The following is a 23,755-nucleotide window of genomic DNA, read 5'->3' on the forward strand; positions in this document are numbered from 1 at the left end:
TTTTTATAAGAAATGTGCGCTCATTCACTATATCGCATCCAACCGCTGCCTTCGTGGTTGAATTGAAAAATTTCGGGATGCAGAATTTCCGCGAAAATTTCCAGAGATTCGACCACACGCGGACCCGGACGATTGAAATACTGATTGCCGTCTGCAACAAAAACGCGCTGCTGTTGCACGGCGCGCAAACGCTTCCACTCCGGTTTCGTCGCCAGCAACGCCATCTCTTCAAGGGTTCTCGCTATATCGAATCCGCAAGGCGTCACGACTATCACTTCGGGGTCTTTGGCGACCAACGCTTCCCAACTCATCCACGGCGAATGTTTTCCCGCTTCGCCAAACAGGTTGGTGCCGCCCGCCATCTCCACAAGTTCAGGCATCCAGTTGCCCGCCGCCATGAGCGGCTCTATCCATTCGATGCAGGCAAGCGTCGGATGATGGTCAAGTTGTTGGGCGCGTTCGGCAATCGTCTGCAGGCGGGCTTTTGCCTGTTCGATAAACTGTTCACCGCGTTCGGAAATATTTAAGGCATCGGCGACTTTTTGAATATCGCGCCAGATATCCACGAGGGCGTTCGGTTCAAGCGAAACGATTTGCGGATGTGAACTGGTGAGTTCGCATACAGCCCGTTCAACATCTTTCAAAGAGACCGCACAGACTTCGCATTGCGCCTGCGTGATGATGTGCGTCGGTTGCAATTTTTCCAAAAGTTCGGCGTCAACCCGATAAACGCTCAAGGCTTCCTGCAACACGGCTTTGACGCGCTGGTCAATTTCGTAACTGCTGCCTTCGACATTGAATTTCGGCGCGGTGCAAACCGGCAGCCGTTTGACGGTAGCGGGGAAGTCGCATTCGTGCGAACGTCCGACTAAAAATTGCTGCATTCCCAAAGCGCAAACGATTTCAGTTGAACTGGCGATGAGTGAAATAATTCTCGGGTGAGTCACAGAATATAATGAACCCTTTCTAAAAAACTTCGTTAAGCGTCCGCACGAATTAAACTTCAATGATTGTTCGATAGGTCTAATGCAGGCTCCACGAACCGATTGAAGTCCAGCGTTTGCTACGGAAAGTCATTGTGCCACTACTCAAGGTTGGCTTCCCAGCGGATTTTGCGGATGCGGCGGATGAGGACGGATAAAATTATTCAGGGGTTAGCAATGATGAATCGAATTTATCGATTAAAAAATCCGCACTCATCCGCTTAATCCGCCGCATCCGCTGGGAAATTCAATTTGAAAATCAGCCAGGTCTTTTTCCGTAAGCCCATCACCAATTCATTAATTGTTTTTATGCCATGCAAACAAAATTCAAACCAGCAAAAGGGTTTTATGAGTTTGCGCTGATTTGCAGAAGCTGAAGACCGGATGCTGACAGCTTCAAGCAGCCATTTTTATGAAAATGTGACACCGAGAGGTTGGCACCAATGAGCGGTATATAAAACTATCAACGCTTGAACCCAAAGAAAAAATCTGAAACATCATTTGGCAGATTCGACGTAATGCAAGCCTGAGATAAAATATCTGGCAACATAATTCATTTGAATATTAAGGACACTTTAAAATGAGAAAATTGATGCTACCGATTTTGACCTTGCTATGTAGTTTGACTGCCTATGCCCAAGAGCTTCCCAAAACCATTCCCGGACTCGACACCGATGCGCCGAAACCCAAGGTGATGATTTTGGGCACCTTTCATTTCGCCAATCCCGGACTCGATTACACCAAAGCTGAACGCGACAGTATTTTAAGCGCCAAACGCCAGCAGGAAGTCCGCGAATTGATTGATAAAATCAAAGCCTTTAAACCGACGAAAATCGCCATCGAAGTTCCTTACGGCAACACCACGGTCAACGACAATTACAATCTTTATCTGCAAAATAAATTTGAATTGAAAGAGAGCGAAACTTATCAAGTGGCATTTCGTCTGGCGAAAGAATTGAATCACCGGATGCTGTACCCGATAGATTGGAAAAAAGACATGGATTTCGACGCTTTGTTGAAATCGGCGCAGACTAACGGGCAGCAGAAATTTCTGGAACGCTTTCAACAGGCGATGGGCTTTGTTACCAAAATGCAAGCCGAAGCCAATAAATACACGGTGCTCGAACAACTCCGTACCATGAATGATTCGGCAGCGCAGGCGAGATTGCATCGCCTCTATCTGCTGCTTGCCGAAGCCGGGAAGGGAGCAGATTACACCGGCGCGGATGTGGTTGCCGGTTGGTACGAACGCAATTTAAAAATAGCGATGAATGTGGTGCGCGCCGCCGATTCACCGGACGATAGAATTTTAGTGCTCATCGGCGCAGGTCACGTAAAACTGTTGCGCGAATTCTTGAAAGAATCGCCAAGCGTCGAATACGTTGAAGCGAGCGAGTACCTAAAGTAATAAGCGATACTTCAATGTGGGGAACGTTACTAAATCGAAACTTAAGGGATTGGTACAAATGTCTAAACCGGAATGCAGAAGCTTGGTACACTCCATATTGTGATAAAGCCTTGTTTATGGGTATGCTCGCAACCTCGAGTGTGCCAATGTCTTAATTTCTGGTTTAGTGCGAACTATTCAAAATTACTAATAAATTCACGTTACATTAGATATATAACGCTACTTGGTTAATGTACTAATCCTTTACTATCTGATTTAGATTCGTATTCGAGTTCTTTGGCTGATACGTGTCTGTTGATATACGTGAGCGTATATATCAACAGTTGGATTTTCATGAGATAGCGAGACAACAACAGCGAATCGCTGACTCGTAATATCAACAGGTGCCCATTTGCGTTGGCAGATTACAGCTAAATACAATGAGTTGCCGTCATATTGCCAATTTGCATTTGAAATATGGAGGCTTCCTCGCTGTAGGGTTCCTTTCTTTCTTAAAGTGGATCGAGGATTGAGTTTGAGCCGATTTCGATTAATATCTCCTAAAATAGGTATATCGGCGTTTCCTCCAATATTTTCTATCTCATCACGGTTCCAGGCGCGAAGAGCTTCTGTGATAGATTCCGGTTCAATATTTCTGAAAAGACAAAATTCCATAGTTACACCTAGATAGCTGTCGCCTCTGGTATGGCGCGTAGGAGGATCAAAAGCAAGTGAAACAGAAATGCAACCCTTCCCTTGAGCAGTAAGGAACTCTTGCGGCAAAGATGGGACTTGGAATATTTGAAAAGAATCAATGTCAATTAGCCCATCTGTCATTAAAAGGACTTCATTATTATCTGACCACCGAGCTCTTGCAAAATCGGGGTGACCATACCCGTAGACTCTTAATAAATCCTTATCCCAAGGTTGCCTATCAGAAAAAAGTAATGGTCGATTTTGAGGGATTCTCGCTGAATCTGCAATCAATGCTCTTATCAGGTTAGAAGAAGCGGTTGGGAATTCTCCGAATAATTGAGCCGCCAAATTAGCAACGCGAGGGGCTGCAAAACTTGTGCCTGCAACTGTCCTAAATAATTTACCATCTGGTGGTGCAAAGTTTTTAGCAGTTGAAGGTAAACCCGCATAGGCTGGTTGAGGATTTATATTATGCAATTCAGAAATACGACCTCTTTCAAACTTCCAGTCTCCGGCAAAATCCACCACATCTGGTTTAATGGATCCATCAACGCCTAATCCTGTTCGAGTAAATGGAGATGGCCAGCCTTCCTCTCCTGCAACCAGTCGTTCGATGCCTCGGTCATAATGTCTTTGTATATCTCTACCTGAACCATATGATAGACCACCAACTGTTAGTGCTAATGCTGATGTAGCCGGGTCAATCAAACGAGCCTTTTCATCCAGCAAATATGTAGGGTATTGTTGAAAAATCTCTTCATCGCTTAGTTCGGTGGGAAAGAAATTTCCTGTTGATATAACAAAGATAATCTCACGATCACGATAACGATGTGCAAGTTCGTCAATAGTGGAGGCAAAACGAAATTGATAGTTGCCACTTGAGTAAACAAGCCTGCTATCCCCTAAAGAGATGTTAATGACTTTAATGGCAGGATAGTTATTCAAGAAGTAATCAATGGCTTCTTCTAATTGGTGTTCAACTAATTCATTCTCATCATATTCATTTTGATCATCCGTCACCCTAGCAGAAAAAAGGCGAGCAGAAGGAAGAAAAGTTCTGTTGGAGATACATTCTCCAACATTGTTGTAAAGAGCAATACCAGCGACTGCTGTCCCATGTCCGCCTGACCGTTGATCACCATCCTCTGCCCCACCTGCAATTCGTTCGCGCAAACTATCTGGAAAAACTTGTGCATCTCCTAACGCTAACCCAATTAGAGGATGCTTTTGCATGACACCACTATCTATAATCAATATACCTACCAAATTGCCTGGAATTTCTTGCTCTACCTGAAGTTGGGCTATTTCGAGTCTGGCAACATCAAGCATTTCAAAAGTTGGTGCTGGTCTGCGGTCTATTTCTTTGATGTAATCAATCTCGAGTAATAAGGCCAACATCTCCGCATTAACTTTAGCGCGTATTAGGCATATGTTTTCGCCTATCCATGAATCTGTGACAGCCGCTCTTCCCAAAAAATTCTGAATTTCCCCTATGTTTTGCTGACATTTTTGACGATTTCCTGTATGCCAAAGCTCTATGTCCAAAGAGGCAAATTCGTCATTTTCCAAGGGTTGAATTCTTAACATTGATCCTAAACGATCTCCAGAACTGAGTTCTTGAATCGCATCAATCGCTGCTAAACCTTGATATTGTTCCTCCTGAGCATAACTTCTTAACCGACGGCGTAGCTCGTTTAAAGTGGACTCATCAGGGAATACCACGACTGCACGACGAGAGTCTCTTGCTAACATTTGCAAACCCATTTGCTCAAGTTGTCTCTCGTCCAGATAACCTTTGGGGTTCAATTGAAGTTTGAATATAAGTTTTGGATTGATGCCCTGCGGTGCAGTTTGTTGCCGTTGTTGCAAGCGGTTGGCAATCTGTTCTGCCTGCTCAATTAGCATTTGCCCATGCTCTTGGCGGCTGTCTCTTTCGACATATCTTCCTCTGCTTTGTCTACGCCTTTGCAATGGTTGTTCCCAGCTAGGTAGTTCCAAGTGTTCTAAATTCCTAGCCATCTACTTTTTACCTCAACTGTTTTTTTTATTATTTCTGTTAGCCTGTTTATTACAGTTGTCTGCGATTTGCGAAAGCTGTCGGGAAATAGTCATACGTTCCCGAAATGAACTCAGAGCAGCTTGTGCATCTTTCTGATAAATTTGGTTGCGACTTTCTAATAATGCTAATCGTACAGACTCGAGACATAGTCGTTCAATATCTGCACCAGTTGCGTCTCTCATTTGTTTGGCAATCGCTTCAAGGTTTAAGTTTGAATAATCAAAACCTCTAAGAAATTGACGCAACATCAAAATTCGATCTTGCAAAGATGGTAAAGAAAACTGAACAACGGATTCAAATCTACGCCAAACAGCCTTATCTAGCAACCCTTCATGATTGGTAGCTGCAATAAGTAAGCTTTCGCCGCGAAAAGCATCCATTAACTGAAGAAGTGTGTTTACTACACGCTTCAGTTCACCATGCTCAAAAAGATTATCGCGATCTTTGCCAATGGCATCGAACTCATCAAAAAGAACTACCCATTGTCCACGTCGAACGAAATCAAAAACCCTTCTAAGATTTGCGGCAGTTTCTCCTAGATATGAAGATACTACTGCATCAAATCTTACTGTTACTAAGGGAAAGTATAAGATTGCTGAAAGCACCTGAGCCGCAAGTGTTTTTCCGCACCCAGGTGGCCCAAAAAAGAGTACTTTTTGAGTAGGTCTAACCCCTCCACTTGCTAATAAATCTTTATGATGATGCTCTTTGGCAATTCGCTTGAGAATGTTGAGAGATTTTTCTGCGAGGACAATACGCTCCCAATCAAAGGCATATTCTGCAATATCAAGGAGTGGAAAGCCACGTTCTCGATCTTTGGGAACTTCGTATGGATTTATGGCATTCTTTTTTTCAATGTGAGTACCATTTCCATTGAGTAGAATTCTTTCTAAATCGTCTGCTAACAAACGATGGTTTTTTTCTCTTTCTTCTTTAATCAGTTTTTCGGCAGCAGTACGAAACGCAGAATCATCACGCTGTGCAAATCCTCGAAAAAGTTGGCGTAATATTTCTCCATTTGTCATATTGCCAATCCTCTATTTACCTAACGTAAATTAACAGATTTGCCGTGGGGCAATCTACATTAATCAAGCTTTGGTGTAAATCTCTGAGCCGAGTTGGACAAACTGCTGCGACTTCTCTTGCAAGCCCGCTTCGATAGCCGTCTGCTCATCTAGCTCTTTATGCGCGGCGTAATCGCGCACTTCCTGAGTAATCTTCATGGAACAGAAATGCGGGCCACACATGGAACAGAAGTGCGCCACTTTTGCGCCTTCCTGCGGCAAGGTCTCGTCGTGATATTCCATTGCCAGTTCCGGGTCAAGAGCTAAATTAAACTGGTCTTCCCAGCGGAATTCAAAACGCGCTTTCGATAAAGCGTTGTCCTGATATTGCGCTCCCGGATGTCCCTTGGCTAAATCGGCAGCATGCGCGGCAATTTTATAAGCAATCACCCCATCGCGCACATCGTCTTTATTCGGCAGTCCCAGATGCTCTTTGGGCGTCACATAACAGAGCATCGCTGTGCCAAACCAGCCAATCATTGCTGCGCCAATCGCTGAGGTAATGTGGTCGTAACCCGGCGCGATGTCGGTGACGAGTGGACCCAGGGTATAAAACGGCGCTTCGTGACAGACCGCCAGTTGCCGGTCAACATTCTCTTTAATCAAATGCAAGGGCACATGCCCCGGTCCTTCAATCATCACCTGACAATCCATATCCCAGGCAATTTTCGTGAGTTCGCCGAGGGTGTCAAGTTCGGCAAATTGCGCTTCGTCGTTGGCATCGGCAATCGAGCCGGGTCTGAGGCCATCGCCCAAACTGAACGACACATCATAAGCGCGCATGATTTCGCAAATCTCGCGAAAATGCGTATACAGAAAACTCTCCTGGTGATGCGCTAAGCACCACTTCGCCATAATCGAACCGCCACGCGACACAATCCCGGTCGTGCGTTTGGCGGTGAGTGGAATGTAGCGCAGCAACACGCCCGCGTGAATCGTGAAATAATCAACACCCTGTTCGGCTTGTTCAATCAAGGTGTCGCGATAGGTTTCCCAGGTGAGTTCTTCGGCTTTGCCGTCTACCTTTTCCAACGCTTGATAAATCGGCACTGTGCCAATCGGCACCGGCGAATTGCGGATAATCCATTCGCGGGTTTCGTGAATGTTTTTGCCCGTCGATAAATCCATCACCGTATCTGCGCCCCATTTGATTGACCAACGCATCTTTTCGACCTCTTCTTCAATCGACGAAGCGACTGCCGAATTGCCGATGTTCGAGTTAATCTTCACCAGAAAATTTCTGCCGATAATCATCGGTTCCGATTCCGGGTGATTGATGTTGGCGGGAATGATGGCGCGACCGCGAGCCACTTCATCGCATACGAATTCCGGCGTCACAAAACGCGGAACGCTTGCGCCGAACGATTCGCCCGCGTGTTGAAAATAGAGCGAACTGCGGTCGCCGGTTTTAGCGGCTGCAAAAGCGGCTTGCCTGCCGAGGTTTTCCCGAATCGCGATGAATTCCATTTCCGGGGTAATGATGCCGCGTCTGGCATAAGCGATTTGCGACACCGCCTGACCTGATTTGGCGCGCAGCGGCAGACGGCGAAGTCCCGGAAATGATTCAAAGCGGTCATTCTGTTTGGCGTATTCTTTTGCGCCTTCCGTGAGGTAGCCATCATCTTGCGGTTGAATGGCGCGACCGACATATTCTTCAACATCGCCGCGTTCGATAATCCAGTTGCGTCTGAGTGCCGCCAGCCCATCGGTTGATGAACAGTTAATCTTCGGGTCGCCCCACGCGCCTGTGGAATCGTAAACCCGCACCGGGGCGTTCTCTTCAATCGCACCGTTCAGGCTGCGCGTCGGATTCAAAGCGATTTCGCGAAACGGCACGCTGATGTCGTCGCGTGAACCCTGCACATAAACTCTTTGCGATTTCGGAAAATTCACTTTGCCATTGATTTTTGTGTCGCTCATTTTTTCTACCTCGATTCTAAAAAGTGCTGAGGACTGAGGACTGAGGACTGAGTTGTATGAAGTATGAAATATGAAATATGAACTAAGATTTTCTTCTTGTTCATCCTTCATCGTTCCTACTTCATCGTTTCTTCTCAGTCCTCAGTCCTCAGTCCTTAAAAACGAAAGCCGTTCCGCCTGCGAGAGAACGGAACGGCTCAATAGCGTTTCCTGAGTTCTCCCTGCGTCGGCATTATCCGCATCAGGTTCTTAGGGTCTCCCGCTGTGGGACTCTCAGCCTCCGTTGAAGCTCCCCTGAAAAAATTCATTGAACCAAAGATCGGTTATAAAAACAAATCATCAACCGCCATTGTCCAACCGGGCAGAGCCGGTTCAGCATTCGCCCTTTCGCCGCGCCGAAAAACCGTTGCCTGATGGGGCATATCGAAACGATAAACGCTGATCAACTCGCCTCTGAGCACATCAACATCCCAGACGACCTGTGTCCCTGCCGCAAAGTAATCGGCAAGCTTTTCGATAATCTGTTGTTCGGCTTTCGCGCCATAATCATTTTCGCTTCTGACTTCAACAGCAAAAATCGGCGCGCCTTCGGGGAATTTACCGCCTGTTGGGCGACCTGTATAAAACGAAGCGTCGGGGCTGATGGATTGGCGATTGGGCAAATTGACGATAAAGCCGATGTTATCGGTTAAAGCATAGCCGCGTTTGGTTTTTCGCGCATAATCTCTGAGGCTGGCAAAGATTTCACCGGCTGCGTAGTTTGGCAGAAATCCTGTGGGACTCATATAGACTAACTCTCCATTGACGATTTCAGCTTTGCCGTTATCCCGAACCTTGTACAAATTTTCGATTGTCGCCTCGACTTTGCTGCTCATAAAATTTCAAACCCTTATGAAACGCGAAGCGCGTTTTTATTTCCAGATTGCGTTAATTCCCGTTTTGCCTGAATCATTGGTGCATCAACAATCAATTCAAGCAGTGCCATCCATCGCTCATTGATTTTTGTTGCAGGCAAACTTGAGATTAACAATCAATCTATCTGTGAGCAAGGTTTTAAAAATGTCTTTCAGCGCCTTGCAGGCGATTAATCACACACAGCGATGCGGCATTCGTCTTGCATTTCTGATATTGAAAATAAATGATGAAGAAAAGTGAGTTGAAATCGAACGACAGATCATTTTGACTTGATTGCAAAATATACAAGGGGTCGATGGGATTGCGGAAAAAAAGCGAGTGAAGGAATCAGCAACATGGGATTGAGGCTTTATAATAAGAAAAGGAACTTTCAACAGACCAGTGAACCTCGCGGAGAAATCTCAAAGAGCAAACATCACCGCTTTGTTGTGCAGGAACATCATGCTTCCAATTTGCACTTTGATTTTCGCCTGGAAATGGGCGGCGTTTTGAAATCCTGGGCGATTCGTAAAGGTCCGTCGCTTGACCCGGATGTCAAACGGCTGGCAATTACCACCGAAGATCATCCTGTCAGTTATTTGAAATTTCAGGGCACCATTCCTGAAGGCAGTTATGGCGCGGGTGAACAATTAATCTGGGATACGGGGACTTATGAACCGCTTACCGATGAAAATCCGATGCAGGGGTACGAAGACGGAAAACTTAAATTTATTTTGAACGGTGAAAAGTTGGGCGGCGAATTCAATCTCATTCGCTTGACCGATCAGGTGAATCACTGGCTGCTCATGAAAGCGAAAGATGATTATGCAAAATCCGGCTGGCAACTTGAATTAATTCTTCCCGAAAAACAGAGCAAGAGCGCTATCGAAAGCCAATCGGAAAAATCTGCTGCTTCAAAAAAAACAGCAGTCGAAAAAGAAGTTGCAACTCAGCCCGGTCGCCGGTTGATGACCGTTAGACGCGCGTTTACGGCTGAGAAACTGGAAGGCAATGTCGATCTCAAAGTTGGCAAGCACATCGTCGCTTTAACTCATCTCGACAAAATTTATTACCCGGATGATGGCATCACGAAATGCGTTTTGGCACGTTATTACTATGAGATTGCCGATACCATTTTGCCTTACCTGAAAGACCGCCCGATGATCATGAAACGTTACCCGGAAGGCATCAACGGTTTTTCGTTTCATCAACACGATGTCGATGAAGTCCCCGATTATGTGCGCACCGTCAGGCTTGATGTTGCCGAGGGGCACACCGTGGATTATTTGATTTGTGATAATCCCGCGACTTTGCTTTATATGACGAACCTCGGCGCGATTGAACGCCACCCCTGGCATTCGCGAATCAAACATCTCGATAATCCCGATTATTTGGTTTTCGACCTCGACCCCGGAACCGGCGTGGAATTTCCGATGATTTGTGAAGTTGCTCTTACGACCAGAAAAGTTCTGGAAAACCTCGGACTCGAAGCTTACGCGAAAACCTCCGGTTCAAGAGGTATTCATATCTATGTGCCGATTAAAACGATTTATACCTATGAACAGGTCGCCGGGTTTGCCGAGCAGGTTGCAAAACTCGTAGTTAAAGAAAACCCTGAACTCGCAGCCGTTGAACGAATGCTCAGTAAACGAAAGCAGCAGCAAATCTATGTCGATTATTTGCAGAACGCGCGCGGCAAATCGGTGGTTGCGCCCTATTCCGCGCGACCTAAACCCGGAGCCACGGTTTCTGCGCCGCTCAAATGGGAAGAAGTCAGCCGCAAAAAAATTACGCCACAGGATTTCACGATTAAAAATATACTCAGGCGTGTGGACAAAGTCGGCGACCTGTTTGAAGGCGTGCTTGGTAAACCGCAAAAATTGCACGAAGCATTCGTAAAACTTGAAAATCTCCAGGAGGTGCAAATATCCCGACAGCGCAACGCTTAAATGAAGGTTGAGACGAATAGATTTTTGCGAAAGGTGGCAGCAGCGGCGCAATGAAGCTAAAGATTTCGCTCAGCCGCCGATGAATACCATAGTGCGTGGCGGTTGAATGAAGTCGGGTTCATTGATGCGATGCCCGGCTTCTTTTTTCATGACCGTATCGATCATAAATTGGGCGAGCGCTGCGCGTGTATCGTCGCGTCGGATGCGGTCGCGAATGCTGTGGTCAACCATCGAAAACAGGCAGGTTCGCAAATTGCCATCGGCAGTTAGTCTGAGCCTCGAACACGCGCCGCAAAAAGCCTGAGTGACCGGTGCGATGATGCCGATTTCTCCCTTTGCGCCATCCGCGAAAACATATTTCAAGGCGGTTTCGCTTGGATTATCGCGTTTGATGGGAACCAGTTTATGCCGGGCTTCGATGCGCTCCAGAATTTCGCGACCGCTCACCATCATGGTTCTATCCCATTGGTGCGCGTTATCAAGCGGCATATATTCGATGAAGCGCATGGCAACGCCGGTCTGTCTGGCGAAATCTGCGAAATCCGCAACTTCCGTTTCATTCATTCCACGAATCACCACACAGTTAATCTTGGGCGGCGCGAAACCGGCTGCCATAGCCCCTTCTATGCCATCGAGCACCGATTGCAGCGCATCACGACGAGTGATTTGTTTGAAGACTTCGGGCTTTAAGGAATCACAACTGATGGTTAAACGTGAAAGTCCCGCATCACGCAAACTTTTAGCGCGTTCTTTCAAACCATCGGCGTTGGTCGTCAGCGCCAGGTCTTTGACACCTTCGATTTTTGCCAGCCGTTCGATTAAAAATTCAATATCTTTGCGAAGCAGCGGCTCGCCACCCGTGAGGCGGAGTTTTTCGACGCCAAGGCTTACGGCGATTTCGGCAATCAGAATGATTTCTTCGTAAGTGAGAATATCCTGACGACGTTTCCACACCACATCTTCATCGGGAATGCAATAAAAACAACGGAAATTGCATTTGTCGGTCACAGAGATGCGCAGGTCACGAATCACTCGCCCGAATTTATCCTGTAAAAGTGTTTGTGTCATGTTCAGAATGTCGCCCAATGAATTAAATCAAATTCTAACAGTCGTACAAGAGGGGAGCAACAAATTGGGTTGTGCCATCACAAGGTAAAGCAAGTGCGTGCAAGTCACCAGCATCGCGTACTCAGTGAAAATTAATTGAATGGATAGGCATAAATAAAAATGCGCCGTAACCATTCAGGTAAACGGCGCATTTTGGTGAACGAGATGAAAAGCTATCGATTCCCTCGCCAGTATTTTTTCGGTTGTGAGATGCGTTCGAGGGCGCGTGCGAGTTCTATGTTGCGTTCGGCTTCAAGGGCAATATCTCGGGTGGCAACCATGCCGCGAAGTCTGCCGTTTGCGTCACAAACCGGAATGCGGCGGACTTGATATTCGCCCATTTTATTGATGGCTTCCATTACCGATTCATCCGGGTGGCAGGTGATAATATCTTCGGTCATGGCATCTTTGGCGGTTGTCAGGCGCGTATCTTTGCCTTCTGCCAGCACGCGGCAAACGATGTCTCTATCGGTCACGATGCCCACCAGGCGACCATTTTCAACGACAGGAATTGACCCGACATTTTCATCATCCATCATTTCTGCCACCACTCTTAAATGGGTGTCGGGTGTGCAGGTGGTCACGTCTCTGGTCATAATATCCCGGCAATTGAGCTGATAGCTTTGACCTTGCCAATTTCTGGTTCCCAAGGCTCCGTAAGTCTCGTACTCCATGCCATAAGGTTGATAGCCGAATTCGCCTACATAAGGGTTTATGCCGTACTCGTAATCATCGCGGGTTTGATAGCTTTCCTGATTGCGGTAGCCTTCGCGATTGATTCGGGATTCATGGACATTGCGGCTTGCGTTATAGTCCCTGACTTGTTGCGAAGATTGTCCGCCCTGTTGACGAAAGCGACCTTGATAGCCACGAGTTTGTTGTGAGCCGCGATTGGCTTGCTGGCGGTCATACTCATCCAATCGCTGACCTTCACGAATGCTTCGTGAATAGAAATCGCCGGTGTCTTCTTCGCGGTCTGCGAGATTTGCCTGGTCATATCTATCGGGTTGACGGGTTAGCGAGCGACCGGTGGATGCGCCTCTATTGAAGCGGTTCGCCCAGTCCCTATCGGCAGAGGATTGCCAGCGGCTTTCGTTTTGATACCGCTGAGAACGCGACCGTCTCGGAAAATCGGTCACGCTTTCCTGCCCGCTGCGATATGCAGTATTGAACCCGATGTCGGATTGTGTGGTCGGTTTTTCGGTAATGGATTGATGCTTTGCTTGATTTTTCTCTTTTTCAATCGCTTCTTTGCTCTTACTCATAATTGCCTCCCTATGGCGATTCACCAGATGAATGTAGTGAACCTGAAAATTCACCTACGGTTGCGCAGTGAACATAAAAATGATTCTGGTAACTTAAAACCCCAGGTAGTAAGCCATGCGACCAAACCAGGATGAAGGTTTGCTGATCTCTTCGAGCGACTCACCGAGTTCTTTATCGCGATTGGTTTGGGTTGCCACATCCGCCATCGAGATGATGCCGACGAGCCGGTCGCGCCGATCAACAACAGGAATCCGTCTCACCTGATGGTCGCCCATTTCACGAATGACATCGACAATCCGGTCATTCTGGTTGGCGGTGTATAAATCCCTGCTCATGCAATCTTCGGCAGTAATTTCCGCGTCATTTTTATCTCCGGTTAATCCGCTTACGATAATGTCGCGGTCAGTGACGATACCCTCGAGTTTGCCGTTTTCATCAAGCACCGGAATTGACCCAATGTCTTCGGTGCGCATCAATCTGGCGATTTCCTGAACCGGCGTGTTTTTATGACAGGTGGTCAGGTTGCGCGTCATGATTTCGCGACACCTGAGATGCGAGCGCGTTGCGCCCTGACGAAAATAACTTTCCTGATCGCTATAGTTTTCCTGCGCGTAGGCGCTTCCGGCGGAATAGCGATCCGGGTAATCTAATCCTCTATTCTGAAAACGTCTCTCGCCACTGTAACCCTGATTACCATGTGAAAAATTTCTGCCTCTTTCGCGCAAATTTCTTTCATCGTAACCTTGCGTGCGATAATCTTCCGATGACCGGTGGTTACGGTAATCATCATCGCCTTCATAGGCATCCTTATAAGAATCGTACGCTCTTCTGTAATCCATGTGACTATGCTCCTTTAGATTTGGATTTAAATGACGATTGAAACAGAGCAAAACGGTTTACGGTTGTAATGCAAAGAATTGTCGAGATGGTTTGAATCAATGGTGTTCTGTTTCAATCGCCGGATTTGAACGATTTCTTATCGCAATCTCTATGCCGAATATTGATTGATGGGAAAGTGAAGCCTGTAGATGGGAGATACCGGAAAACCCCTATGAAAATCGGGCTGCAAGCCATTTTTCAGGAAAGCGATTTTGCTCAGGTTAAATTCGAGTGTGCATATTTTACTTGAGCCGTGTTTGCTTATAAAACAATCGTCCGATTGAAAGAGTTCGACATTCGTACAAAACAATTAGCGAGAAGTCATCGGTTGATTAACCGTAAGCGATTGAGCGGCTCTTTTGATGTGTGGTCTTTTGCCATTCAACATGGTTTTCCAAACGTTGCGCAGCTTTGAACGCTTCCAGCATCGGCGGGAAGGGAACCCGTTTTAAACCATCCTCAACTTCGACCAAATCCCAAAGCCCCAGGCGCGTCCATTCATCGCGAAAATGCCATTCGGGCATTCCGAGAATCGGATACAGGCAAACGCCTCGCAAGGGAATCTCTTCGTTGAGCACCGCTTCCACTTCGCCGGTCATTTCGTTTAACCACACCGGTCGCATGTCATTGACGTGACTGGTTTCGGTTACGAGCATCTCTGTGCGATAGCGCTCCCAGACAATGGCGATAAGCTGGCGTAAAGATAAGCGGCGCGGGTCTGTATCCGCTAACGGTTTACCGGTTTTTCCCCACTCCCATTGATTCGTCCAGTAATAATTGATGCCGACGATGTCCAGATGTTTCGGACTGCCGCCAAGTTCGGGAAATAAACGCCCGCTCAATATATCCCAGGATTGAAATACCGACTGGTCATTAAATGACTGTACGGCATCAGCCATTTCCGGGCGATTCGGCGGCAGCGCGACTCTGCACAACGGGTCAACACTGACCATGCGGGATTGCGAGTTCGCTGCGCGGATGGCTTCAATCCCGGCAATCGCCGCTTTGATAAGTTGCATCTTTAATTCAAAACCGCGCCCGATTTTATGCGGCGCGAAAAGTCCCATCTCGCCGGCAGCCCAGGAAAAAAAAGAGGGTTCATTGACCGGCGTGTAATAACCTCTACCCGGAATTTGTCGCGAAATATAGCGCGTCACGGCATAGCAGTAATCCGCAAAGCGTTTGGGAAATTCATCGGAAAACAGATTGATGTGTTGCGGGTAGCCGAAATGGAAAAGGTCAAAAATGATTTCGATGCCGTGGCGTTTGCCGGCTTCGATAAACGGTTGAAGCGAAGAAAAATCATAGGATTTTTCCCGATCAATGAGGGGCCAGCGAACCGCTTCGCGAACCGCGCGAATGCCCAGACTTTGCAATCGCGCATAATCTTCATTAACAAACCGGTCGTGCTGGGTGGCTTCGATTTGATCGAACCACTGATGATGAATGTTGTATCCGGTACTACCTTCAAATCCGCCTAAAAAAAAGCTCTGAAACATCACTACCTCTTACCGGCAACCTGTTGATGATTGATGGCTGATTCAGGAAACCGGCTCAGCGCAGGTGGCTGCGAATTTTGCTATAAACCGACAGCGCCTGCGCCACGACCTGATCCTGATTGTAATATTTATAGGTTGCCAATCTTCCTACGAAATGAACGGTCTTGGTGGCATTTGCCAACTCTTGATACTTTTTATAAAGCTCCATATTTTCAGGACGCGGGACGGGATAATATTGATCCCCCTTTGCCTGAGAAAATTCATAAACCACACTGGTTTTTTCATGCTGTTGTCCGGTCAGATATTTGAATTCGGTGATGCGCGTATAAGGGTGTTCATTCGGATAATTGACGACCGGTGCCGGTTGATAAACCGGTTTGTCATAAGTTTCGTGTTTGAATTCCAGTGAACGATACGGCAGTTCACCAAAGCGAAAATCGAAATACTCATCCACAGGACCCGTGTAAATCATCTCTTTGAACGCAACTTCGCGTTCAATTTCACGGTAATCGGTGTTGAGTAAAATTTTGATATTCGGATGGTCGAGCATATTCTCGAACATTCGCGTGTATCCGTGAAGCGGCATTGCCTGATATTTATCGGCAAAATAGCGGTCATCGCGATTGGTGCGAATCGGCACCCGCGAGGTTACGGTGGCATCCAGTTCCGATGGGTCAAGTCCCCATTGTTTGCGCGTATAATTGCGGAAAAATTTTTCATATAACTGGCGTCCGACGCGACTGACAATCACATCTTCAGAGGTTTTAATCTGCTCTCGCGGCTCGGCAACCGAAGCGAAAAAATCTTCCAGTTGAAATGCCGTCAGGCTGAGTCCATACAGACGATTGACGGTGTCGAGATTGATGGGAATCGGTAAAAGTTGACCGTCAACGCTTGCCAGAACCCGATGTTCGTAAGGCCGCCACACGGTAAATTTCGATAAATAATCGAAAACCTCTTTCGAGTTGGTGTGAAAAATATGCGGGCCATATTTATGAATCAAGATGCCCGCGTGGTTATAACAATCATACGCATTACCGGCAATGTGCGGGCGTTTGTCAATCAATAACACGCGCTTTTTGGCGTCAGCCGCGAGACGCTCGGCGAGCACACTACCGGCATAACCTGCGCCAACGATTAGGTAATCAAACATCTCCTTACTTCCTTTCGTGTTAATCGCCGGTGACCTGTGAAACAACCGCAGATTTCAGCAACGAACCCGTAGAAGTCGAGAGTTGACGATTCAGGGTTTTATATTCGGCATAACGTTCAACCAGAACCGCGTTGATTAACTGGAGCATCCGTCCCCAAGTCCGATCCCAGGAATTATAAAGTAATGCTTCATTCACTTGACGCAACCAGTTGGCGCGATTGAATTCTGCGCTCAAGTAATATTCCGTGGCGGCGATAAATTCATCGGCGGTATCGGCAATTTTGACTAACCCTTGTTGACCATATGGGCGCACCACATCTCTGATTGAAGTTGAAATCACCGGGACCCCGGCTGCCAGATATTCAGGCGTTTTCGTCGGGCTGATATAGCGGGTCGATTCGTTATGCGCAAATAACAACATCGCAATATCCCAGCCGCTCAAATAGGTTGGCAGTTCCTGATAAGCTTTGCCGCCAAGGTAGTGAATGTTTTGACGTCGGGGTAAATCTGCCGAATCAATTTTGACCACCGGACCAACAATTACAAAATGCCAGTCCGGGCGTTTTTGCGATAACAGATCAAGCAGGGCAATATCGAAACGTTCATCAATGACGCCATAAAAGCCGAGTCGCGGATGGGGAATATCGGCTTGATCGGCGGGGGCGTTCACTCCCAATCGCGCCTGTTTGAAATGCCTGGCATCGATGCTGCTCGGAAACGGATAAATGCTCGAATGCAAATGGCGTTTGGCTTCGTAAAGCGAGAAGCCTCCGGTAAAGACCAGATCGGCGCGATTCAGTAATTCGCCTTCAAGTTCGCGCAAACCCGGAGGCGGATTTTTAAACGCCGATAACTCATCCATACAATCGTAAATCACCGCCAGCGGTTCCAGATGTTGGGTGAATTTGAAAGCCATCGGCGTGTAATACCAGCAGATATATTCTTTGATTTCGTGTTCAAAAATTAACTCATCAATCAACAGCGATTGCTGAATAGCGGTATATTCATTTTCTGTCATGCCTTGCGGTAAAAAAGGGACAACTACATAAACTCCGCAATCGCGTGGGCTGATTTCCAGTCGCGCCTGGGTTTCTGAAAAAATTGGCTCCTCAATAAAAAATACGCGACGATCTTTTGCGCAACGACTCAACAGGTGTTGGGGACGTTGATAAACAAAATCCCATCGAAGATGTGAAAAACAGATTAAGTCCGGTGTTTTGAGATTAGAACTTTTTTGACTTAAAACTGATAAATCTTTTGTTGCCTCATTTTTTCTCAGACTCTCAAGCTCGTTAGTTTTAGGGGTGGGTTCTTTATTGATTAATTGCTTAAGGTTTTTGATTCTTTCCATAATCCTCTTCCTTGGAAAAATTTAAAAACTAATTGATTGTAAAAAAACGTGTTGGTAGACGAGTCACTCTGGATACTGCAATGGATGTGCCAACCCTTGACTTTTCAGGAGAACGAAAGTGTCGAATAACGCTTGCTATAACATAGCGTCAGCCGCCAAAGCGCGCGGATGGCAAAGGTAAAAATTGCGTATATCAAAAATACGTGCCCGTATGTAGATAATGCGCCCTGATTTCAAACAGACGGTTCAGTGGTTCAAGCTTGAAAATGGATTTATTCGCAAGCAATAAAGCGCCTTACGCTTCTACTTCTTCAACGCCATTGCCGGTTTCGACTACATAGAGGGTGGGTGTAAGTTGAAAATTTTTTTGATAAGCGGTTTCAATGGTTTTCCGAAACAGTTGAATCGTCTCATTGCGCACGAAATTGACAGTGCAGCCGCCAAATCCGCCGCCGGTCAGGCGCGCGCCAAATACCCCGGAAATATTGGCGGCAGTATCGACCAGTAAATCCAACTCTGCACAACTAACCTGATAATCATTTTTCAAAGATTCGTGCGATTCAAACATCAATTTTCCCATGACATCGATTTCACTATTGCGTAGTGAATAAGCTGCCGCGAGGGTTCTCGCATTTTCTGTGATGACGTGACGGCAACGCTTTTGAAGGGGTTCCGGCAGATGAATTTTCAAGCGTTCAAAATCTTCGAGCGTTACATCGCGCAGCGCCTGAATGGATGGAAGATGAACCTTTAAAATTTCTACCGCCTGTTCACATTCTTTGCGTCGCGTGTTGTACTCGGATGCTGAAAGTTTATGTTTGACATTGGTATCGCAAACCACGATGGACAGACCGGGATAGGTGAGCGGTATCTGCATCATTTCGATTGAACGACAATCAATTAACAAAGCCGAATTGCGATGACCGAACACCGAAGTCAGTTGATCCATCAATCCGACATTGGCACCGACATAGAGATGTTCAGCCTGCTGCCCGGCTTTGGCAAGCGCCAGGCGATTGACCGGCAATCCGGCGAGATTTAAAAGCGCAAACCCGGTTGAAATTTCCAGCGCCGCCGATGATGAAAGCCCGCCGCCAATCGGCACTTCCGATTGAATCAATAAATCGGCACCGGATAGTTGATTACCTTCGGCTTCAAGGCTTCGCGCTACCCCTTCGACATAATTCAACCAGTTGCCCGGATGCGGCGGTTGCGGATTGTCGAGATTGAATTCACCCTGCTCATTGAAATCGAGCGAATGAACCCGCACCAATCGGTCATTGCGCGCCGCGCCTGCAACATAGGTTGAAAAGTGCAAGGCAATCGGCAATACATAGCCTTCATTGTAATCGGTATGTTCGCCGATTAAATTGACGCGACCCGGGGCGCGAAATAGTCGCGGGCTTTTACTGAAGGTGTGATGAAAAGCCTGTTGCAGTTGAGTAATATCGACCATATACGCCTCAGTCTGTGTAGCCTGCCGGATGGTTTTGTTTCCATTTCCAAGCCGATTCGATGATCAATCGTAAATCCTGAAAAGCTGGTTTCCATCCCAGTTCGCGTTTGATTTTATCGGGACTGGCAATCAATACCGCCGGGTCGCCGGCGCGCCGGTGATCGACGTGAACCAGAAAATCTTTATCGGTAACTCGCCGAGCAACTTCAATCACCTCTTTGACGCTGTAACCATCACCGCCGCAGCCGAGGTTATAAATGGCGCTATGTTCGCCGAGAATGTTCAAAGCGAGAATATGCGCTCTGGCAAGGTCAACAACATGTATGTAATCGCGCACACAGGTGCCGTCACGCGTCGGGTAATCATCACCGTAAATTTCCACTTGAGCGCGTGTGCCCTGTGCCGCCTGTAAGATGATCGGAATCAAATGGGTTTCCGGGTCGTGATGTTCACCACAATGTTCGGTAGCGCCTGCGGCATTGAAATATCGCAAGGACGCATAGCGAATTCCATAAGCCTTTTCGTACCAGTGCAGGGCTTTTTCAAATGCCAGTTTGCTTTCGCCGTAGGGGTTGGTCGGCGCAGTCGGGTCGGTTTCTTCAATCGGTTGTTTTTGGGGTTCGCCATAGGTTGCGGCAGTCGAAGAAAAGACAATTTTTTTAACGCAACACTCAACCATCGCATCAAGCAGCGCAAGCCCAACCGTGACATTGTTACGAAAATATTTTGCGGGATTTTGTACCGATTCGCCGACCAGAGAATCCGCCGCCATATGAATCACCGCTTCGACATCATTGGCGCGCAGCGTTTCGCAAAGCGTTTGACGCTCAGCCAAATCGGCATGCACAAACGTTGCCCCTTCGACAACCGCTTGCCGATGACCTTTGTAAAGGCTGTCGTAAACCACCACGTCATGACCGTCTTTGACCAACTCTTCGGTCACGACGCTGCCGATATAACCTGCTCCTCCGGTAACCAGAATTCTCATAATTGTTTCTCGTTTCGCTAAAAATTAAAGACGGTCTAAGCGTCCACCATCCACGCGCAGGGCAGCGCCTTGCACGAAATCGGCATCCGCAGATGCCAGGAATGCAATCACCGCAGCGATGTCATCGGGTTTGCCTACATCACCACTGATAATTTGTTCTTCGCCCGATTTCACATTCGGATTATTCCATAACATCGGCGTATCAACCGCGCCCGGCAGCACCGCCGTAACCCGTATGCCTTTGGGTTTGCCTTCCAATGACGCCGAACGGGTGAGCGAAAGCAAAGCCGCTTTGGCAGCCGCGTAAGGCGCAACCAGCGGGTCGGTTTCAACCGCGTGAATGCTCGACACATTAACGATTGCGCCGCCGGGTTTCATCGTTAAAAAAGCCTGTTTGATAAAAAAGAACGCGCCGAGTAAATCGACATTTAAAACTTTCAGCCAGTCTTCGAGAACCAGTTCTTCAATCGGTTTGAAGACCATCAACCCGGCGTTGTTGACGATAATATCCAATTGCCCGAAACGATTTAAGGTGTCGCGCACGGTATTTTCGACATCGTTTTGATTTGCCACATTGCACAAGCTGATCAGGATTTCCGTCGTCCCGGCATCGCGAATGATTTTTGCCGCCTTTTCTGAATGCGCTTGATTTATATCGGCAATCACAATGCGCGCGCCTTCAAGGGCGAAACGTTTTGCAGTCGCTAGTCCAATGCCGCCGCTGCCGCCTGTAATAATTGCAACTTTATCCTTGAATCGCACGTCGCTTTCAACCTCCATAGTCACTCATCCTTGGCTCCGCAGATTGCGAAATATTATGCAAACGAGCTTCCCTTTTCTGTTTTTGCGCCCACCTCTTTTTAAATTCGCTCGGCAAAACGATGGGAACCCGCAGGCAAACACTTTGCGTCGGCAAAACTTCCCGCCAGTCTCTAATCAATTGTTTATAGGCTTTGCCTACCGGACGAATGTTGCGGTCGAGATCAAAGAGACCAAGCGGATTGACCTGCCCCTGATTTTCACGCAAAGCCGAATCCCAATCGACCTGGTCGGTCAATGAGTACCAGGTGAAACCGACAACCGGAACGCCATTATTGCGAACCCGCAAAACATTTGCCCATTCCTTCCATAACCAGTTTACGGCTTCGTCGCCTGCCGCCCCCTGATTGAGATTGGTCTCCGTATGCATGACCGGCAAACGATAACGGTCATAATATTGCCTGGTGATTTCATCATAGCCGAACACTTCACCGGCGGTTCGGGTGTTGCCATCCGAGGACACTCTATGTTCATTGGATACATAATAATCGTTTCCCATAATGCAATGTTGTTTGAGACTTCTTCCGAGAAAGAAATGATATTCTTCGCGCGTCATGCCATGATCCATCAGGTATTCATACATCTCTGAATCAACCCGTCGTCCGTAATTTAAATCAAGCGACAGGAATCTTCGGGAATTCATCAGTTCCGCGAAATGAATCGCGGCAGGGTTTTCGGCATGAAAATATTCGCTCGATTCACTTTGAATAAAAATGGCATCGGGGCGAACTTTCAAGATTTCCTGCATCGCTAAAACATTGGCTTTGACGATGTGTTTCAAAGCGGTAACAAAAGCTTTGTCGGATGTCAGTTGTTCATTCCACCAACCATAAAGCGCAGAAAAGGTCGCGCAGATAAACATCTCATTGATGGGTGTGTAAAGTTGTACCCATTGAAAACGACGGGCAAAAGCCAGGCAATAGCTTGCAAACAATTCGGGAAATTCGGGATTTTGAAAATTGCCAATCCAATCCGGCACCCCGAAATGACAGAGATCGACAATCGGCACAATGTCACATCGTTTGAGAGCGGCAAAGGTTTCATCGGCAAATGACCAGTCAAACCGGTCAGCTCCAAGAAAAGTTCGATAAAGTGGCGGACCATATCGCAAAAAATGTATGCCCATCTCATCTACAAGTTCAAAATCTCTTTGCCAGTTTTGGTAATGCCCGCATTTTTCCATTTCATCCATGCGCACGCGACCTTCGTGAATCGTAGGCGTACTGTTTTCAATCCCTGTGGCAAATAGAAAAGCTGGTGTCATAGAAACCCGTATTCTTGAGATACAACGCAACTGAAAAAGTGCAAATGCAATGCCAACCACTTTGTTCAAGTTTTTCAAAAGTTTAGTTTTATAATGCCTGAAGCTATTAATTTGAAAAGCTTGGATTAATTAATAAAAACGCTGCTTTGAATAAGCTGTGCTCGGCAAAGCAACCGAAAGCTGAACCCTTGGTAGTAAGGATTTGTAGGTTTCCTGAACAGTTGGAACACCAATTGCGAATTCCCTATTGAATTTATTTGCGACAGGTGATTCATGGCGAATTTAACAGAAGCCCCGGCGTCTTACCTCAACCCTGTGCATCCTCGCCCATGCCCTGACCCTTATATTTTGAAACACCTGAATGAATACTGGTGTTATTGCACAGGCATCTGGCATGACGGGCGCTGTTTTGGCATTTTGCATTCCTGGGATTTGGTTCACTGGCAGGAACTCGGCGGCGCGATGGAGCGATTGAACGAAGAAGCGACCTGCTACTGGGCACCCGAAGTGGTTTATGAAAACGGTCGCTTTTTGATGTATTACAGCGTCGGCAATGAAACGTTTATGCAGATTCGCATCGCCATCGCTGAACACCCCGCAGGCCCCTTTATTGATGCTGACCGGTCGCTTTCGACTGAACCCTTTGCCATTGACCCACATGTTTTTCGCGACGAAGACGGCAAAAATTATCTCTTTTATGCAACCGATTTTCTCGAACATACACATATCGGCACGGGAACCGTGTGTGATGAAATGTTGGATGAATTTACCCTTGCCGGTCATCCGCGTCCGGTTACACGGGCGCGTTTCGACTGGCAGGTTTATGACCCGAATCGTCTTGAAAAAGGTGGCGTGCGCTGGCACACCATTGAAGGACCGTTCGTTTTAAAACACAAAGCTTAGTACAGGACAAAATTGATCTTTGAAAATGCATAAAAGGCCATCGCGGCTTTATCCTTTTCAAGAATGGTAAACCCTTGAGAGGAGAAACTACGATGACCTCGATTCGCCCGCTTGAGCG

Annotated in this window: 18 protein-coding genes and 1 riboswitch; of the genes, 3 read left to right on the forward strand and 15 right to left on the reverse strand. The window is 47.1% G+C overall.

The features are described from left to right. Positions 1-20 precede the first annotated feature (20 nt). Positions 21-947: a cobalamin-binding protein gene (locus tag AB1757_27745; GenBank protein MEW6130855.1), complete on the reverse strand. Its 927-nt coding sequence runs from the start codon at positions 945-947 to the stop codon at positions 21-23. Between the two features lie 628 nt (positions 948-1,575). On the opposite strand from AB1757_27745, the gene AB1757_27750 reads away from it, so the two are divergent. Next, positions 1,576-2,391, forward strand: a complete 816-nt coding sequence (locus AB1757_27750) for a DUF5694 domain-containing protein (protein ID MEW6130856.1) — start codon at positions 1,576-1,578, stop codon at positions 2,389-2,391. Between the two features lie 255 nt (positions 2,392-2,646). On the opposite strand, the gene AB1757_27755 is transcribed toward AB1757_27750, so the two are convergent. The 4 genes from AB1757_27755 to AB1757_27770 form a co-directional block, all read right to left on the reverse strand. Beyond that, positions 2,647-5,085: a S8 family peptidase gene (locus tag AB1757_27755; GenBank protein ID MEW6130857.1), complete on the reverse strand. Its 2,439-nt coding sequence runs from the start codon at positions 5,083-5,085 to the stop codon at positions 2,647-2,649. 12 nt (positions 5,086-5,097) lie between these two features. Continuing rightward, positions 5,098-6,150, reverse strand: a complete 1,053-nt coding sequence (locus AB1757_27760; GenBank protein MEW6130858.1) for an AAA family ATPase — start codon at positions 6,148-6,150, stop codon at positions 5,098-5,100. A gap of 63 nt (positions 6,151-6,213) precedes the next feature. Beyond that, positions 6,214-8,109 (reverse strand): phosphomethylpyrimidine synthase ThiC, encoded by a 1,896-nt coding sequence (thiC, locus tag AB1757_27765; GenBank protein ID MEW6130859.1) that lies wholly within the window; start codon positions 8,107-8,109, stop codon positions 6,214-6,216. A 201-nt stretch (positions 8,110-8,310) separates the two neighbouring features. Further along, a riboswitch (TPP riboswitch) is annotated at positions 8,311-8,415 on the reverse strand. A gap of 17 nt (positions 8,416-8,432) precedes the next feature. Further along, on the reverse strand, positions 8,433-8,984 hold the full coding sequence (locus AB1757_27770; protein ID MEW6130860.1) for a Uma2 family endonuclease: 552 nt from the start codon (positions 8,982-8,984) through the stop codon (positions 8,433-8,435). A 375-nt stretch (positions 8,985-9,359) separates the two neighbouring features. Between AB1757_27770 and ligD the strand changes: the two genes are divergently transcribed. Next, complete coding sequence (gene ligD, locus AB1757_27775) at positions 9,360-10,952, forward strand: non-homologous end-joining DNA ligase (GenBank protein MEW6130861.1); 1,593 nt, start codon at positions 9,360-9,362, stop codon at positions 10,950-10,952. A 69-nt stretch (positions 10,953-11,021) separates the two neighbouring features. On the opposite strand, the gene moaA is transcribed toward ligD, so the two are convergent. The 10 genes from moaA to AB1757_27825 form a co-directional block, all read right to left on the reverse strand. Continuing rightward, a complete protein-coding gene (moaA, locus tag AB1757_27780) occupies positions 11,022-12,020 on the reverse strand; it encodes a GTP 3',8-cyclase MoaA (GenBank protein ID MEW6130862.1) in 999 nt (332 codons plus the stop codon). Positions 12,021-12,232: 212 nt separating this feature from the next. Then, positions 12,233-13,324, reverse strand: coding sequence for a CBS domain-containing protein (locus AB1757_27785; protein MEW6130863.1), 1,092 nt, complete (start codon positions 13,322-13,324; stop codon positions 12,233-12,235). Positions 13,325-13,417: 93 nt separating this feature from the next. Then, the gene (locus AB1757_27790; protein ID MEW6130864.1) at positions 13,418-14,164 is read right to left on the reverse strand and encodes a CBS domain-containing protein; all 747 of its coding nucleotides are present in this window, start codon (positions 14,162-14,164) and stop codon (positions 13,418-13,420) included. A gap of 372 nt (positions 14,165-14,536) precedes the next feature. Further along, positions 14,537-15,703, reverse strand: a complete 1,167-nt coding sequence (locus tag AB1757_27795; GenBank protein ID MEW6130865.1) for a glycoside hydrolase — start codon at positions 15,701-15,703, stop codon at positions 14,537-14,539. A gap of 55 nt (positions 15,704-15,758) precedes the next feature. Beyond that, positions 15,759-16,856: a UDP-galactopyranose mutase gene (gene glf, locus AB1757_27800; GenBank protein MEW6130866.1), complete on the reverse strand. Its 1,098-nt coding sequence runs from the start codon at positions 16,854-16,856 to the stop codon at positions 15,759-15,761. Positions 16,857-16,875: 19 nt separating this feature from the next. After that, positions 16,876-17,874: a glycosyltransferase gene (locus AB1757_27805; protein MEW6130867.1), complete on the reverse strand. Its 999-nt coding sequence runs from the start codon at positions 17,872-17,874 to the stop codon at positions 16,876-16,878. Positions 17,875-18,502: 628 nt separating this feature from the next. Then, a complete protein-coding gene (locus tag AB1757_27810; protein MEW6130868.1) occupies positions 18,503-19,663 on the reverse strand; it encodes a galactokinase in 1,161 nt (386 codons plus the stop codon). A 7-nt stretch (positions 19,664-19,670) separates the two neighbouring features. Next, complete coding sequence (gene galE, locus AB1757_27815) at positions 19,671-20,651, reverse strand: UDP-glucose 4-epimerase GalE (GenBank protein ID MEW6130869.1); 981 nt, start codon at positions 20,649-20,651, stop codon at positions 19,671-19,673. 24 nt (positions 20,652-20,675) lie between these two features. Beyond that, positions 20,676-21,431, reverse strand: coding sequence for an SDR family oxidoreductase (locus AB1757_27820; GenBank protein ID MEW6130870.1), 756 nt, complete (start codon positions 21,429-21,431; stop codon positions 20,676-20,678). Beyond that, the gene (locus tag AB1757_27825; protein MEW6130871.1) at positions 21,421-22,734 is read right to left on the reverse strand and encodes a family 1 glycosylhydrolase; all 1,314 of its coding nucleotides are present in this window, start codon (positions 22,732-22,734) and stop codon (positions 21,421-21,423) included. The genes AB1757_27820 and AB1757_27825 overlap by 11 nt, the downstream gene beginning before the upstream one ends. Positions 22,735-23,007: 273 nt before the next feature. Between AB1757_27825 and AB1757_27830 the strand changes: the two genes are divergently transcribed. Further along, complete coding sequence (locus AB1757_27830; GenBank protein ID MEW6130872.1) at positions 23,008-23,637, forward strand: family 43 glycosylhydrolase; 630 nt, start codon at positions 23,008-23,010, stop codon at positions 23,635-23,637. Positions 23,638-23,755 lie beyond the last annotated feature (118 nt).

The organism is Acidobacteriota bacterium, assembly GCA_040754075.1.
Lineage (GTDB): Bacteria > Acidobacteriota > Blastocatellia > UBA7656 > UBA7656 > JBFMDH01.